Source organism: Burkholderia sp. Tr-20390, from assembly GCF_017104595.1.
Classification (GTDB): domain Bacteria; phylum Pseudomonadota; class Gammaproteobacteria; order Burkholderiales; family Burkholderiaceae; genus Burkholderia.
The window spans coordinates 17,449-33,160 of the sequence record NZ_JAAGPC010000101.1 but is presented as its reverse complement, the minus strand read 5'-3'; the positions used below and the strand labels follow the sequence as shown (position 1 = coordinate 33,160).

The window sequence follows — 15,712 nt, the reverse complement described above, 5'->3', positions numbered from 1 at the left end:
ACGCACCTCGGGCGCGAGCAGCCGCCCCCAGCGCCCGGCATCGCGCAGCGCCTGCGGCAGCGCCGGCAGCGCGACCTCGCCACGCCCGCGCTGGTAGTAATCCGCGGCGAACGACACGAGCGCGAGCCAGTCCGGCGACAACGGCGGCAGGTCGGTGCAGATCGCGTCGATCGCGCGCAGCCGCGACGGCGGCACGTCGGTGTGAGTCGTCACTTCGCAGACGAGCCCGACGGCCTGCCGCTTGCCGAACGGCACCTGCACGAGCGTGCCGGGCCCGGGCGCCGGTTGCGCGTCGCAGCGGTAGTCGAACAGGGTGGCGAGCGGATGGTCGAGCGCGACGCGCAGATAGGTGCCGCTCATCCCGGCGCTCCGGCAGCGGGATGCGCCGCATGGGCATGGACGGCCGACATCCGCGCCCGCCTCGGGGCAGCGAACTTAAAGTAAAACTTCAGTTTCGGCGCTAAGTTTTGGATTCGCATTAGGAATCGCCGTATACCCTGCCCAGCCTGTGGATAACTTTGTTGAGAACTCGCCGCTCGATGGCCGCAACGCGCGCGGGGCCGCGCTTTCCGCTGATTTTCGCCGCGTGTTGCGGTGCCCCGCGGAGCCTTATGCCATAAGGCTGCTATTCAAATTACCGAACCATAGCGAGACAGATTGACCGATACAGGGCTCTACCGCGCTGCAACGTGGAAAATGTGTATAAGTCAAGTCTTGACAAGCACTGAATCGGCAACCGGTGCGGGGTTGCGCCCTGTTTAGTGCCAATAACGAAACGCTGCCACGCCGCAGTGCAGCATGACAGCGCTTGCGTTCAGCCGGCGGCTCCGCTACGGATCGCGCGGCTGTGGCTATGTACTTCGTCGACGAGTTCGGCGACGTGATCGGGCGACGTGAATTGCGAAATGCCGTGCCCGAGGTTGAATACGTGGCCCGGATGGTTGCCATAGCTGTCGAGCACCGCGCGCGCCTGCTCGCGCACCGCGGCCGGCGGCGCAAACAGGATCGTCGGGTCGAGGTTGCCCTGCAGCGCGACCTTGCCCGCGACGCGCTCGCGCGCCTGGCCGAGGTTGACCGTCCAGTCGAGCCCGACCGCATCGACGCCGGTCGCCGCGATCTCCTCGAGCCACAGCCCGCCGCCCTTCGTGAACGTGATCACCGGCACGCGCTCGCCGTCGTGCTCGCGCTTGAGCTGCGAGACCACGCGGCGGATGTAGTCCAGCGAGAAGCGCTGGTACGCACCGTCCGCCAGCGCACCGCCCCACGTATCGAAGATCATCACGGCCTGCGCGCCCGCTTCGATCTGCGCGTTCAGGTACGCGGCCACCGCCTGCGCATTCACGTCGAGGATCCGGTGCATCAGGTCGGGGCGCGAATACGCCATCGACTTCACCGTGCGGAAATCGTCCGACCCGCCGCCTTCGACCATGTAGCACGCGAGCGTCCACGGGCTGCCCGAAAAGCCGATCAGCGGCACGCGCTGGCGGCCCTGGCCGTCGGTCAGCGCGCGACGGATCTCGCGCACGGCGCCCGTCACGTAGCCGAGCGTTTCCTCGATGTCCGGCACCGCAAGCTTCGCAACGTCGGCCTCGGTACGCACCGGATGCGCGAACTTCGGCCCTTCGCCGACCTGGAAGTCGAGGCCGAGCCCCATCGCGTCCGGAATCGTCAGGATGTCCGAGAACAGGATCGCGGCGTCGAGCGGAAAGCGCTCGAGCGGCTGCAGCGTCACTTCGGTCGCGTAGTCGGGATGCTTCGCGAGACCGAGGAAGCTGCCGGCGCGGGCGCGCGTCGCGTTGTATTCGGGCAGGTAGCGGCCGGCCTGGCGCATCAGCCAGATCGGCGTGTAGTCGGTCGGCTCGCGCAGAAGCGCACGCAGGAAGGTGTCGTTGAGCAGGGTATGGGCCACGGTAGGAGCGACGATGCGAGGGCAAAGCGGCATTTTACCGGACAGCCGCCCTCAGGCTGCGCATGCCGACGCGATGGCGGCCATATGACGCGCGCGATGGCTCCGTTATGATCGGACGCTCATATCGAACGAAACGAAGGAGGAGACCAATGAAGACACTCGCCACGCTCGCCTCGGCCGCGCTGCTTTGCTGCGCCGCCGCGCACGCGCAGACCGGCGCGCACGCCGCTGCCGCCGCACCAGGCGTCGGCTCGCGGCTCGACGACGTGCTCGCGCGCGGCACGCTGCGCGTGTGCACGACGGGCGACTACAAGCCGTATTCGTACTACCGCGCGGACGGCCGCTTCGAGGGCATCGACATCGACATGGCCGAATCGCTCGCGAAGTCGCTCGGCGTGAAGACCGATTACGTGAAGACGAGCTGGCCGAACCTGACCGGCGACTTCGTCGCGAAATGCGACATCGCGGTGGGTGGCGTGTCGACGACGCTCGAGCGCCAGAAGCGCGTGTTCTTCACGCAGCCGTACGTGGTCGACGGCAAGACGCCGATCGTGCGCTGCGCGGACGCCGACAAATACCAGACCGTCGCGCAGATCGACCGGCCGGAAACGCGCGTGATCGTGAACCCGGGCGGCACCAACGAGCGTTTCGCGAAGCAGTATTTCGCGCACGCGAATCTCACTGTCTATCCGGACAACGTAACGATCTTCAAGCAGATCCTCGCCGGCAAGGCGGACGTGATGGTGACGGATGCATCCGAGACGCAACTGCAGCAAAAGCTGAATCCGGGCCTGTGCTCGGTGCATCCGGACAAGCCGTTCCAGTTCGGCGAGAAGGCGTACATGGTGCCGCGCGGCGACGTCGCGTTCCAGCAGTACGTCGATCAGTGGCTGCATCTCGCGCTGTCGACCGGCGAATACCAGGCGATTTCGGATAAATGGCTGAAGTAAGCAAGCTCGTGCGTGGCGGCCGATAGCGGGCACCGATCGCACATCAGCCGCCTGCAAAAGTCGCTGCGCGGCGGTGGCCCCATCACCGCCGTTACACTTCGCGGCAGCGTGCCGACGCCCGGAAAATCGGCGCGAAGCCACCGAATTGGCCGAACGGCCGACTTCCGCGCCTGCCAATCACGTTTCAAAATCTTTCTGACGAATGAATCGTCATGCGCGGGATCGGCGGGATGGCGCATTTTCTCGCGTGCAAATCGGCAATTCGTCGCGCCTGATACGCATGAAAAACGCATCGTGCGCATGTGCTGAAAACGCTGCGGAAAATATGGGTAAAAATGACCTTTTTCGACCCCTCAAAAACAGCAAAAAATCCCGGAAAGCCTTATCTGGCGGGCGTTACAACCTGAAACACTTTGTTACCGCGACGGGTCATTAATTCGCCCACAATGGCCTCAACGGTTTCAACACGGATGCGGTCTCGTGTGCCAAGTGTGAGCGGACGCGAAGCGCTGCGAGCCAGTCGGTCACGTACCGAAGCCCTTCCGAGGGGCATCCCTGTTGGAGTCGTTTCCGGCCCCCCGCCGGACTCGGTTTCATCTTTGGTCTCCTCGCGCTAACCCCGTAGCGTGTGGTTTTTAGCGGGCTAATAAGCCCGCTTTTTTTCGTCCATCGAAAACGCAACGGCCCGCAGGCCGCCGCGTTTTTCCCGCCTTCATGCCGCGCTAGGCGGTCTTCTGCACGTCGAGCTTCAGCTCCTCGATCATCCGGTCGCGCATCACGAACTTCTGCACCTTGCCCGTCACCGTCATCGGCAACTCGTCGACGAAGCGAATGTAGCGCGGGATTTTGTAGTGCGCGATCTGCCCGTTGCAGAACGCACGCACGTCGTCCTCCGTCATCTGCTCGTCCGCGCGCAGCACGATCCACGCGCACAGCTCCTCGCCGTACTTCGCATCGGGCACGCCGAATACCTGCGCGCTCTGAATCTTCGGATGCCGAAACAGGAATTCCTCGATCTCGCGCGGATAGACGTTCTCGCCGCCGCGAATCACCATGTCCTTCAGCCGGCCGACGATGTTGCAATAACCGTCCGCATCGAGCGTCGCGAGGTCGCCCGTATGCATCCAGCCGTCCACCAGCACCTCGCGCGTCTTCGCGTCGTCGTCCCAGTAGCCGAGCATCACCGAATAACCCTTCGTGCACAGCTCGCCCGTCGTGCCGACCGGCACGATGGCGCCGCTCGGATCGACGATCTTCACTTCCAGGTGCGGCTGGATGCGCCCCACCGTCGTCGTGCGCTTCTCGAGCGGATCGTCGGTCGAGCTCTGGAACGACACGGGGCTCGTTTCCGTCATCCCGTACGCGATCGTGATCTCCGACAGATGCATCTGCGACACGACGCGCTTCATCGTCTCGATCGGGCACGGCGAACCGGCCATGATTCCGGTGCGCAGCGTCGACAGGTCGAATTTCGCAAACTCGGGGTGATCGAGCTCGGCGATGAACATCGTCGGCACGCCGTGCAGCGCGGTGCAACGCTCGTCGGCCACTGCCGCGAGCGTCGCGACCGGGTCGAACGCTTCGCCGGGGAACACCATCGCCGCGCCCTTCGACACGCACGCGAGCACCGCGAGCACCATCCCGAAGCAGTGATACAGCGGCACCGGGATGCACAGCGTGTCCTGCTCGGTGAAACGCATCGCCGTCGCGATCGAGCGTCCGTTGTTGACGACGTTGCGGTGGGTGAGCGTCGCGCCCTTCGGGCTGCCGGTCGTGCCGCTGGTGAACTGGATGTTGATCGGCTCGCCGGCCGAGAGCGTCGCGCCGATCGCATCGAGCAATGCGGGATCGACGGCCTGGCGGCCGCGCGCCATCAGGTCCGCGAAGCGGAACATGCCGGGCGGCGCGACATCGCCCATCGACACGACCGTGCGCAGGCTCGGCACGCGCGCCGCATGGAGATCGCCCGGCGTCGCGGTCGCGAGCTCCGGCGCGATGGTCTGCAGCATCTCGACGTACGCGGACGTCTTGAATCGCTCGGCGGCGATCACGGCCTTGCAGCCGACCTTGTTGAGCGCGTATTCGAGCTCCGACAGCCGGTAGGCCGGATTGATGTTGACGAGCACCGCGCCGATCCGCGCGGTGGCGAACTGCGTGAGCAGCCATTCGCTGCGGTTCGGCGACCAGATGCCGACGCGATCGCCCTTCACGATGCCGAGCGCGGCCAGGCCCGCGGCCAGCACGTCGACCTCGTTCGCGAACTCGCGCCAGGTCCAGCGCACCCGCTGCGCGCGGAACACGACGGCCGGACGATCGGGAAAGCGCCCGGCCGTATCGAGCAGGAATCGCCCGATCGTCGCTTCGGAGAGCGGCACATCGGTCGTGCCGCGCACATACGACAAGCCGTTTTCGGGCGCGATCAGCGCGCCCACGCCAAGGTCTGCTGCCATGAATGTCTCCGTCCTTTTTGTCTGATCGGCCTGCGCGCTTCCTGCGCCCGCCCCCGTCGCTTACTCGCGACGAATGGCCTCAACCCGGATGATGACGCGCGCGGCTGACGATACTCTGACAGCAAATCACGGCGAACGGATGAAATAGCACGACCGGACGGAATGATCCGGCCCGCAAAAAATCAGACGAACACGACGGACGAAAAAAAAGCAGCCCGAAGGCTGCTTTCTTTCGCGGGACACGCGGCGCGGCTCAGTGCCGGCTGCGAATCTTCGCCAGACGCTGGATCGCCTCGAGCTGCGCCATCGCGGTCGCGAGCTCGGATTGCGCCTTCGCGAGGTCGAGATCCGACTTCGCGTTCTGCAGCGTTTCCTCGGCACGCTTGCGTGCTTCCTCGGCTTTCGCCGCGTCGAGGTCCTTGCCGCGGATCGCGGTATCGGCGAGCACCGTCACGGCGCCCGGCTGCACTTCGAGAATGCCGCCCGCGACGAACACGAATTCGTCGTTGCCGCCCTCGACTTCGATGCGCACCGCACCCGGACGAATCCGCGTGATCAGCGGCGTGTGGCCCGGCAGAATGCCCAGCTCACCCGTTTCGCCCGGCAGCGCGACGAATTTCGCCTCGCCCGAGAAGATCTGCTCTTCCGCGCTGACGACGTCTACTTTGATGGTTGCCATATCGACTCCTGTCGATCGGAGCGGACGCTAAAACGCCCACTTCGATCCCATGCACGGCGGATTGAGCATATTGCGTGGGTGCCGTGTCCCCTATTGCCAGTGCTATAGGAGAATCAACGGCCAACGGCACCCGCTGCGTTACGCCCGACCCTTACGAGATCTTCTTGGCCTTTTCGAAGGCTTCGTCGATCGTGCCGACCATGTAGAACGCCTGTTCCGGCAGGTGGTCGCACTCGCCGTCGACGATCATCTTGAAGCCGCGGATCGTTTCCTTCAGCGGCACGTACTTGCCCGGCGAGCCCGTGAACACTTCAGCAACGTGGAACGGCTGCGACAGGAAACGCTGGATCTTACGCGCGCGCGCGACCGACAGCTTGTCTTCCGGCGACAGTTCGTCCATGCCCAGAATCGCGATGATGTCGCGCAGTTCCTTGTAGCGCTGCAGCGTCTGCTGAACGCGACGGGTGATCGAGTAGTGCTCTTCACCGATCACGTTCGGGTCGATCTGGCGCGACGTCGAGTCGAGCGGGTCGACCGCCGGGTAGATACCCAGCGAAGCGATGTCACGCGACAGAACGACGGTTGCGTCCAGGTGGCCGAAGGTCGTAGCCGGCGACGGGTCGGTCAAGTCATCCGCAGGGACGTACACGGCCTGGACCGACGTAATCGAGCCCTTCTTGGTCGACGTGATGCGCTCTTGCAGCTTGCCCATTTCTTCAGCCAGCGTCGGCTGATAGCCCACTGCCGACGGCATACGGCCGAGCAGTGCCGACACTTCGGTACCGGCCAGCGTGAAACGGTAGATGTTGTCGACGAAGAACAGCACGTCGAGGCCTTCGTCACGGAAGTGCTCGGCCATCGTCAGGCCGGTCAGCGCGACGCGCAGACGGTTGCCCGGCGGCTCGTTCATCTGGCCGTACACCAGCGCGACCTTGTCGAGAACGTTCGAGTCCTTCATTTCGTGGTAGAAGTCGTTCCCTTCACGGGTACGCTCGCCCACGCCCGCGAACACGGAGTAACCGCCGTGTTCCTTCGCGATGTTGTTGATGAGCTCCATCATGTTGACGGTCTTGCCCACGCCAGCACCGCCGAACAGGCCAACCTTGCCGCCCTTTGCGAACGGGCAGATCAGGTCGATGACCTTGATACCCGTTTCGAGCAGTTCGGTCGACGGCGACAGTTCGTCGAACGCCGGAGCCTTCTGGTGGATCGAACGCGTCACGTCGCTCTCGATCGGGCCGGCTTCGTCGATCGGACGGCCAAGCACGTCCATGATTCGGCCGAGGGTCGGCTTGCCGACCGGCACCGAGATCGGCTTTGCCGTGTTCTTCACGGTCAGGCCGCGGCGCAGGCCGTCGGATGCACCCAGACAGATGGTACGGACAACGCCGTCGCCCAGCTGCTGCTGGACTTCGAGCGTCAGTTCCGAGCCATCGAGAATGAGCGCGTCGTAGATCTTCGGCATGCTGTCGCGCGGGAATTCCACGTCGATAACGGCGCCGATGCACTGTACGATCTTGCCTTCTACCAAAGCAGCAGTACTCATCGCTTTTCCTTTAAATACCTGATTCTTTACTCGCGCAAAGGCGCAGTTGTCGTCCCGGGCGCGCGCTTAAACAGCGGCTGCGCCGCCGACGATCTCCGACAGTTCTTTCGTGATCGCGGCCTGACGGCTCTTGTTGTATACGAGCTGCAGTTCGCTGATCACCGTCTTCGCGTTGTCGGACGCGGCCTTCATCGCGACCATGCGCGCCGATTGCTCGGACGCCATGTTTTCCGCGACGGCCTGGTACACCAGCGCCTCGACGTAACGCACGAGCAGTTCGTCGACGACTGCCTGCGCGTCCGGCTCGTAGATGTAGTCCCACGACGTGGCCGGCGTACCGTCATCGGCTTCGAAGTGTTCCGACGACAGCGGCAGCAACTGCTCGATCACGGCTTCCTGCTTCATCGTGTTGACGAAGCGCGTGTAAGCGATATAAACCGCCGACAGCTTGCCTTCCGAGTACAGATCGAGCTGCGTCTTCACGGCGCCGATCAGCTTGTCCAGATGCGGGGTGTCGCCGAGGTGCACGACCTGCGACATCACCTTCGCACCGAAGCGGTTCAGGAACCCGAGGCCCTTGCTACCGATCGCGGTGGCTTCGACCTTCTGGCCCTTCTCTTCCAGCTCCTTGAACTTCTGCACCGTCGCACGCAGCACGTTGGTGTTCAGACCACCGCACAGCCCCTTGTCCGTCGTGACAAGGATGATGCCGGCCGTCGTCGCGCCTTCGTTCGCCACCATGAACGGGTGGCGGTACTCCGGGTTCGCGCGGCTCATGTGCGCGGCGATGGCACGGACCTTGTCCGCATACGGACGAGCGGCGCGCATGCGTTCCTGCGCGCGGCGCATCTTCGATGCGGCCACCATCTCCATCGCCTTCGTGATCTTGCGCGTGTTCTGCACGCTCTTGATCTTGCCGCGAATTTCCTTCATTCCAGCCATAGCTTGCTCCTTGACCGAAGCGGCGCGGGCGCATCAGCACCCGCGCGGCCTCAGTGTGTCACTCGCGGATCAATAGGCACCGGACTTCTTGAAGGATTCGATCGCCGAGCGCAGTGCGCCTTCGTCGTCCTTCGAGAGATCCTTGGTGTCTTCGATGCGCTTGATGAGGTCAGCGTGGCTGGTCTTCAGGTTTTCGCGCAGGCCCTTCTCGAACGACAGCACTTGCTTGACGTCGAGGTCGTCGAGGTAGCCGTTGTTTGCGGCGTACAGCGACACGGCCAGTTCCCACACCTGCAGCGGCTGGTACTGCGGCTGCTTCAGCAGTTCCGTCACGCGGCGGCCGCGCTCGAGCTGCTTGCGGGTCGCTTCGTCGAGGTCCGATGCGAACTGCGCGAATGCCGCCAGTTCACGATACTGCGCGAGGTCGGTACGGATACCGCCCGACAGCTTCTTCACGACCTTCGTCTGAGCGGCGCCACCGACTCGCGACACCGACACGCCGGCGTTGATTGCCGGGCGGATGCCTGCGTTGAACAGGTCGGTTTCCAGGAAGATCTGGCCGTCGGTAATCGAGATCACGTTCGTCGGAACGAACGCGGTCACGTCGCCAGCCTGCGTTTCGATGACCGGCAGTGCCGTCAGCGAGCCGCTCTTGCCCTTCACTTCGCCGTTCGTGAACTTCTCGACGTACTCTTCCGACACGCGAGCAGCACGCTCGAGCAGACGCGAGTGGAGATAGAACACGTCGCCCGGGTACGCTTCACGGCCCGGCGGGCGGCGCAGCAGCAGCGAGATCTGACGGTATGCCCAGGCTTGCTTGGTCAAGTCGTCATAGATGATCAGCGCGTCTTGGCCGCGGTCGCGGAAGTATTCGCCCATCGTGCAGCCGGCGTACGGTGCGAGGTACTGCATCGCTGCCGAATCCGAAGCCGAAGCGGCGACGACGATCGTGTATTCCATCGCGCCCGTTTCTTCGAGCTTGCGAACCACGTTCATGATCGACGAAGCCTTCTGGCCGATCGCGACGTAGATACAGATCAGGTCCTTGCCCTTCTGGTTGATGATCGCGTCGAGCGCCACCGCGGTCTTGCCGCACTGACGGTCGCCGATGATCAGCTCACGCTGGCCACGGCCGATCGGCACCATTGCGTCGATCGACTTGATGCCCGTCTGCACCGGCTGCGACACCGACTTACGCCAGATCACGCCCGGGGCGATCTTTTCGATCGCGTCGGTCAGCTTGGCGTTGACCGGGCCCTTGCCGTCGATCGGGTTGCCGAGCGCGTCGACCACGCGGCCGACGAGTTCCGGACCAACCGGGACTTCGAGAATGCGGCCCGTCGTCTTGACGATGTCGCCTTCCGAGATGTGTTCGTATTCGCCGAGAATCACCGCGCCGACCGAGTCGCGCTCGAGGTTCAGCGCGAGGCCGAACGTGTTGCCCGGAAACTCGAGCATTTCGCCCTGCATCACGTCCGACAGGCCGTGGATACGCACGATACCGTCGGTCACGGAGATCACGGTGCCCTGGTTGCGAACGTCTGCGCTCGCTTCAAGGCCCTGGATCCGGCTCTTGATCAGCTCGCTGATCTCAGAGGGATTGAGTTGCATTATTCGCTCCTGATAGTCAATTCTGTTGCGTGCCGGCGTGGCGCTCAGGCGGTCAACGCAGCCTGCATCGATGCGAGGCGCGCGCGAACCGAGGTGTCGAGCACTTCGTCGCCGACCGTCACGCGCACGCCGCCAATCAGCGACGAATCGACTGCGACCGTCGGTTTCAGCTTGCGCTTGAACTTGCGTTCGAGGCCCGAGACGAGACTCTCGAGATCCGCGCCGTTCAGCGGGAACGCGCTCACGATCTCGGCGTCGGCTGCACCTTCACGTTCGTTCTTGAGCGCCTCGAACTGCTCGGCGATTTCCGGCAGCAGCGCGATGCGATGATTGTCGACCAGCATCTGCACGAAGTTCTTCGCTTCGGCGCCAGCTCCGAGCGGCGACTTCACCGCAGCAAGCAGCAACTCGGCTACTTGCGTGCGCGTCACCTTCGGGCTCGACGCGACCGACAGGACTTCCGGCAGACGCGCAACCTGGGCCAGCTCTTGCACGAGCGTGGACCAGGCGGCGATGTCACCGCCCTCGGCCACGCGGAACAGCGCTTCTGCGTAAGGGCGGGCGATGGTTGCAAGTTCGGCCATGATCAGAGCTCGGCTTTCAGTTGATTCAGCAGTTGGGCGTGGGCCGTTTGATCGACTTCGCGCTTCAGGATCTGCTCGGCGCCCTTCACGGCCAGCGTAGCGACTTCACCACGCAGCGCTTCGCGCGCCTTCACGATTTGCTGTTCTGCTTCCGCCTTCGCCTGGGCGATGATGCGGGCGGCTTCAGCCTGGGCGTTGGCCTTGATTTCCTCGGCGACCGCCTGGGCACGCTTTTCAGCGTCGGCGATGCGCTGCTGGCCGTCATTGCGGGCCTGCGCGAGTTCCTGGTCCACGCGCTTGTGCGCTGCGTCGAGTTCTGCCTTGCCCTTCTCGGCGGCGGCGAGGCCGTCGGCGATCTTCTTCGAACGTTCGTCGAGGGCGTTGATCAACGGCGGCCACACGAATTTCATCGTGAACCACGCGAGGACCAGGAACACGACCATTTGCGCAAACAGAGTTGCGTTGAGATTCACGGTGTTTCCTTATCTGCTATTCCGGAAAAATGAAACGGTAAGGCGCTCATCGAGTTGCATTCGATCAGCGCCCCAAGTCTCCGTTCCGCCCTGCGCCGGCTTGCGCCGGACGCATATTTCCGAGGAACCTTAGCCTGCGAGCTTCGACAGGAGCGGGTTCGCGAACGCGAACAGCATTGCAACACCCACGCCGATCAGGAATGCCGCGTCGATCAGACCAGCCAGCAGGAACATCTTCGTTTGCAGCGGGTTGATGAGTTCCGGCTGACGTGCGCAGGCTTCGATGTACTTACCACCCATCAGCGCGATACCGATACAGGCGCCGATTGCACCCAGGCCGATGATGATGCCGATACCGATGGCGGTCAGACCCTGGATGTTGGCGATGTAAGCTTGCATGATCACTCCTTTGTGAAAAGACTTGGAACTGAGATTTAAAAAACTAAAACGGAAACTCTTTCTTGCACGCCGCGCTTAGTGCTTGTCGTGCGCCTGGCCGAGATACACCAGCGTCAGCATCATGAAAATGAATGCCTGCAACAGAACAATCAGGATGTGGAAGATTGCCCAGACGCTACCCGCGATCACATGACCAACGAAGCCGAGGAACGTTGCGTCGCCACCGAAGCTCCACATGCTGCCGAGCAGGGCGATCAACAGGAACAACAGCTCACCCGCGTACATGTTGCCGAACAGCCGCATACCGAGGGAGACGGTCTTCGCGAGATATTCGACGATGTTGAGCGCGAGGTTCGGGATCCACAGCAGCGGGTGGGCGCCAAACGGTGCCGACAGCAGCTCATGCACAAAGCCGCCCGCGCCCTTGATCTTGATGCTGTAGTAGATCATCAGGACGAACACGCCGAGCGCGATGCCGAGCGTGCCGTTCAGGTCGGCCGTCGGGACGATGCGATGGTGGGAAATCACGTCCGACAGACCGAGCAGGCCGATCACGCGGCCCGGCAGGTCGACCGGGAGGAAGTCGAGGGAGTTCATCAGCGCGACCCACACGAACACCGTGAGCGCGAGCGGAGCGATGAAGGTACGATTGCCGTGAACGATGGCCTTCGATTGGTCTTCGACCATCTCGACGAGCATCTCGATCGCGCACTGGAAACGGCCCGGCACGCCCGACGTCGCCTTGCGGGCGGCCAGACGCAGCACGAGGATCGTCACGATGCCGCAAACGATCGACCAGAACAGCGTGTCGAGATTCCAGACGTGGATGTCGAAAATCGACGTCTGATGCGAGGTGGAGAAATTCTGCAAGTGGTGCGCAATGTACTCGGACGGATCCGGACCGCGCGTGCCTTCGCTAGCTGCCATATCGTTAATGCCACCCAAATTGTCGAAAATCGTTTTGCCCGTTCCGCAACACGCTATTGCGGGAACGGGCTGGTGCGGTTCGTTGTCGAAACCGCACGCTGCTTGTTCCTTACCGCCAGGCCAGCGCGATCCAGTACGTCTTCAGCACGACGAGGTACGTGACGAGGAACGGCACCCAGTGCACGCCGGACCAGCCGAACGCCACTGCAGTGAACATCCCGATCGTCAGAGCGAGCTTCAGGGCTTCGCCCATCACCCAGCTCATCACGGTGGCCGAGCCACCTGCCTTCAGTCGTGCCACGAATACCGCACTGGGCACCCAGCCAATCGCTCCGCCCAGAAACGCGGATTGCGCAGCGGCGCCCGGCGACTTTGAAAACAGCCACCACGCCAGCGTTGCAACCAGGGACAGAACCACTTGCGCGAATACCACCTTATAGGGGGTCACGCGCGAGGGCTTGCTCACGTTCGGGCCGAACAGCTTTTCGGCGTCTGCCCGCGTGAGCGGAACGATGTTGTTATCTTGCTGCTCGGCATCCCAGTCATCGTCGAATTCGCGCCGCTCGCCGGCCGCTGAAGCGGTGCGTTGCGTGCGCTGATCATCGTGCCTGTCGTCCGGCGCCTGACCCGCCATCGCAATCTTCCGCAAAATCCTTGAACCCGGCCCCAAGCTTTCTGAAAGCTTTCAGGGGTGCCTAGCTAACAAATCCGGGCGATTGTAAGCGATAGTTGCAAGTGATTCAAGGCTTTAGACGCGACAAAAACCTGCGTAAAACGACGCCTCATCATGTGAAAAAACGGGCGATTCGACGACGTACGATGACAGTTGTAAGGTCGCTTTTTTGCACCGGTATTTCTTGCTCGAAAAAATCCGGCGACGAGGGAATGGCGAGGAAACGATGCCCGGCGCGGGTGCCGTCAGGGCGGCACGATCACCACCCAGCGCCCACGCTGTGGCGCGGCTCCGGGCTCGAGTTCAGCACGAAGCCCCGAACAGACGAAACTCTGTGATCACCCGGCCGCGCCGGATGTGCGAAATCCGGACTGATGCTGACGCAACGAATCATCCAATCAGTTGTCATGCCACCACAGTCGATCGACTGTGGAGTGCGGCACTTATCAACAGCCCCACACCAGCGCGAATGCTGTGCACCCTCCCCGCCACCCGAATGGCACGCCTGTGCCACACGCATCCGCGTCGTTCAACCGTGAACGAGCAGCCACGCGCCGACTGCCGCGCTGGCGAGCGCGAACGGAATCGAGACCAGGTGGAACGGCAGCCACATGCGCGGCTCCTTCGCGAGACGCACCGCGATCAGGTTCGCCAGCGAGCCGATCGCGAAACCGAATCCGCCGACCGATACGCCGAACGCGAGCGCACGCCAGTCATGCGTGAACTCCGACAGCAGGATCGCGGCCGGCACGTTGCTGATGCCCTGCGACAGCACGGCACCGGCCGCAAAGATGCGCAGCGGTGAATCGAGATTCGCATGCGCAATCGCATCATGGATGACGGGCAGCGCAGCCGCGCTACGCAGCACGACGAACATCAGCACGAAGATCAGCAGCAGCAGCCAGTCAATCTTCAGGACTGCGTCACGTTTGGCGACGAGCAGCACGACCGCGACGGCAAGCAGGCCCGGCAGCGGATGGTGCGCATCGGCGAGCAGCACGAAGGCCGCGAACAGCACCGCCGCGATCAGCGCGTGCAGGCGTTGTACGGGAATGGCGACGACGTCGCCGGACAGGTCGAGCGGTTTGGCACGAAACGCGCACGCGGTCAGCACGAGCAGCAGCGCCATCAGCGCGATCGCGAGCGGCCCAAGCGTGACCACGAAGCGGCCGAACGACACGCCGCTCAATTGCCACAGGAAAAGATTCTGGGGATTGCCGAGCGGCGTCGCGACGGACCCCGCGTTGACGGCCAGCGCGACGACGATCACGAGCCGCCGGAACGGCAGTGGCGTCAGCGCACGCAGCGACACCATCAGCGGCACGACGACGAACAGCGCGACGTCGTTGGTGAGCCACATCGACAGCAACGCGGCGAACCCGACGAGCAGCATCGCGAGCCCGCGTTCGGAGTGCACGTGGTGCACGATGCGGTGTGCGAGCCACATCAGGCAGCCGGACAACTCGAGCGCCTTGGTCAGCATCAGCAGGCCCGCGAGCGTCGCGACCGTCTGCCAGTCGACGCGATCGGCCAACACGGAAAATGGTTGCGGACGCACCCATTGCAGCACGATCAGCCCAAGCACGAGCACCGATAGCACGGGCTCCTGCGCAAGCCACCCCAACCACCGGCGCGGCGCCGGTGCGTCCGTCTCCGTCATGCGCCGCCCTTTACTCTTCGGTTGCGACGTTGCCGCGCAGTCGCACGAGAATGCCCTCGAGCGCGTCGAGGTTGCCGAAGTCGATCGTCACCTGCCCTCGCCCGCGGCGGCCAAGCTTGATCTTCACCGTCGACGCGAGCAGGTCGGACAACTCCTCCTCGAGACGGCGCGTATCGCGACCGCCATCGTCCTTCGCGCGCGCCTTCACCGCCGGCGCTTCCTTCGTCGTGTGCGTGACGAGCTTCTCGGTCTCACGCACCGACATGCGCTTGTTGACGACCTGATGGGCGAGCGTGATCTGCGTGGCCGCATCGACGGCGAGCAGCGCGCGCGCGTGCCCCATGTCGAGATCACCGGCCAGCAGCATCGTCTGCACCGGCGAAGCCAGGTTCAGCAGGCGCAGCAGGTTCGATACCGCGCTGCGCGAACGGCCGACCGATTCGGCCGCCTGTTCGTGCGTGAAACCGAACTCGTCGAGCAGGCGCTGGATACCGTGCGCTTCTTCAAGCGGGTTCAGATCCTCGCGCTGGATGTTCTCGATCAGCGCCATCGCCGCGGCGGCCTGATCCGATACGTCCTTCACGAGCACCGGCACTTCATCGAGACCCGCCAGGCGCGCCGCACGGAAACGGCGCTCACCCGCGATGATCTCGTATTTGTCTGATGAAATGGGCCGTACCAGGATCGGCTGCATCACGCCCTGCGCGCGAATGCTTGCCGCGAGCTCCTGCAGGCTGCCTTCGTCCATCCGCGTACGCGGCTGGTATTTGCCGGCCTGCAGCTTGCCGAGCGCGAGCGTGTTCGGTGCCCCTTCGATCTTCACCGCTTCGGTGATATCGGCACTGCCGCCGAGCAGCGCTTCGAGGCCACGTCCCAAGCCCTTCTTCTTTGGTACCGCGTTCATGTCTT

At 63.5% G+C, this 15,712-nt stretch carries 14 protein-coding genes and 1 pseudogene; 1 reads left to right on the top strand and 14 read right to left on the bottom strand.

Translation table 11 applies throughout. The annotated features are described in order from the left end of the window. Nucleotides 1-360 (bottom strand): annotated as a pseudogene (locus G3N98_RS24395) (primosomal protein N'); the annotation flags it as partial. Between the two features lie 454 nt (nt 361-814). Beyond that, nucleotides 815-1,909: a uroporphyrinogen decarboxylase gene (gene hemE / locus G3N98_RS24390; RefSeq protein WP_279608683.1), complete on the bottom strand. Its 1,095-nt coding sequence runs from the start codon at nt 1,907-1,909 to the stop codon at nt 815-817. A gap of 149 nt (nt 1,910-2,058) precedes the next feature. On the opposite strand from hemE, the gene G3N98_RS24385 reads away from it, so the two are divergent. Then, entirely contained in the window at nt 2,059-2,859 is an 801-nt protein-coding gene (locus tag G3N98_RS24385) for a transporter substrate-binding domain-containing protein (protein ID WP_206149438.1), read from the top strand. 722 nt (nt 2,860-3,581) lie between these two features. Here G3N98_RS24385 and G3N98_RS24380 read toward each other — a convergent pair. The 12 genes from G3N98_RS24380 to G3N98_RS24325 form a co-directional block, all read right to left on the bottom strand. Next, the gene (locus tag G3N98_RS24380) at nt 3,582-5,309 is read right to left on the bottom strand and encodes an AMP-binding protein (protein ID WP_206149437.1); all 1,728 of its coding nucleotides are present in this window, start codon (nt 5,307-5,309) and stop codon (nt 3,582-3,584) included. 253 nt (nt 5,310-5,562) lie between these two features. Further along, the gene (locus tag G3N98_RS24375; protein ID WP_006477288.1) at nt 5,563-5,988 is read right to left on the bottom strand and encodes a F0F1 ATP synthase subunit epsilon; all 426 of its coding nucleotides are present in this window, start codon (nt 5,986-5,988) and stop codon (nt 5,563-5,565) included. Between the two features lie 151 nt (nt 5,989-6,139). Next, a complete protein-coding gene (atpD, locus tag G3N98_RS24370; protein ID WP_039322510.1) occupies nt 6,140-7,534 on the bottom strand; it encodes a F0F1 ATP synthase subunit beta in 1,395 nt (464 codons plus the stop codon). 66 nt (nt 7,535-7,600) lie between these two features. Continuing rightward, the gene (atpG, locus tag G3N98_RS24365) at nt 7,601-8,476 is read right to left on the bottom strand and encodes a F0F1 ATP synthase subunit gamma (RefSeq protein WP_069246774.1); all 876 of its coding nucleotides are present in this window, start codon (nt 8,474-8,476) and stop codon (nt 7,601-7,603) included. 69 nt (nt 8,477-8,545) lie between these two features. Beyond that, entirely contained in the window at nt 8,546-10,087 is a 1,542-nt protein-coding gene (gene atpA, locus G3N98_RS24360) for a F0F1 ATP synthase subunit alpha (RefSeq protein WP_021160444.1), read from the bottom strand. A 44-nt stretch (nt 10,088-10,131) separates the two neighbouring features. Further along, nucleotides 10,132-10,671: a F0F1 ATP synthase subunit delta gene (locus tag G3N98_RS24355; protein WP_011350524.1), complete on the bottom strand. Its 540-nt coding sequence runs from the start codon at nt 10,669-10,671 to the stop codon at nt 10,132-10,134. 2 nt (nt 10,672-10,673) lie between these two features. Then, complete coding sequence (locus tag G3N98_RS24350; protein ID WP_039351436.1) at nt 10,674-11,144, bottom strand: F0F1 ATP synthase subunit B; 471 nt, start codon at nt 11,142-11,144, stop codon at nt 10,674-10,676. Nucleotides 11,145-11,273: 129 nt separating this feature from the next. Next, on the bottom strand, nt 11,274-11,543 hold the full coding sequence (gene atpE, locus G3N98_RS24345; RefSeq protein WP_006482730.1) for a F0F1 ATP synthase subunit C: 270 nt from the start codon (nt 11,541-11,543) through the stop codon (nt 11,274-11,276). Between the two features lie 75 nt (nt 11,544-11,618). Then, nucleotides 11,619-12,470 (bottom strand): F0F1 ATP synthase subunit A, encoded by an 852-nt coding sequence (gene atpB, locus G3N98_RS24340; protein WP_011350522.1) that lies wholly within the window; start codon nt 12,468-12,470, stop codon nt 11,619-11,621. Between the two features lie 109 nt (nt 12,471-12,579). Beyond that, entirely contained in the window at nt 12,580-13,104 is a 525-nt protein-coding gene (locus G3N98_RS24335) for an ATP synthase subunit I (protein ID WP_089424151.1), read from the bottom strand. 568 nt (nt 13,105-13,672) lie between these two features. Continuing rightward, entirely contained in the window at nt 13,673-14,803 is a 1,131-nt protein-coding gene (locus tag G3N98_RS24330; RefSeq protein ID WP_089471877.1) for an SLC13 family permease, read from the bottom strand. Nucleotides 14,804-14,813: 10 nt separating this feature from the next. Next, nucleotides 14,814-15,707 carry a ParB/RepB/Spo0J family partition protein gene (locus G3N98_RS24325; RefSeq protein ID WP_027788713.1) on the bottom strand — a complete coding sequence of 298 codons (894 nt, stop codon included), beginning with the start codon at nt 15,705-15,707 and terminating at the stop codon, nt 14,814-14,816. Between the last annotated feature and the right edge of the window lie 5 nt (nt 15,708-15,712).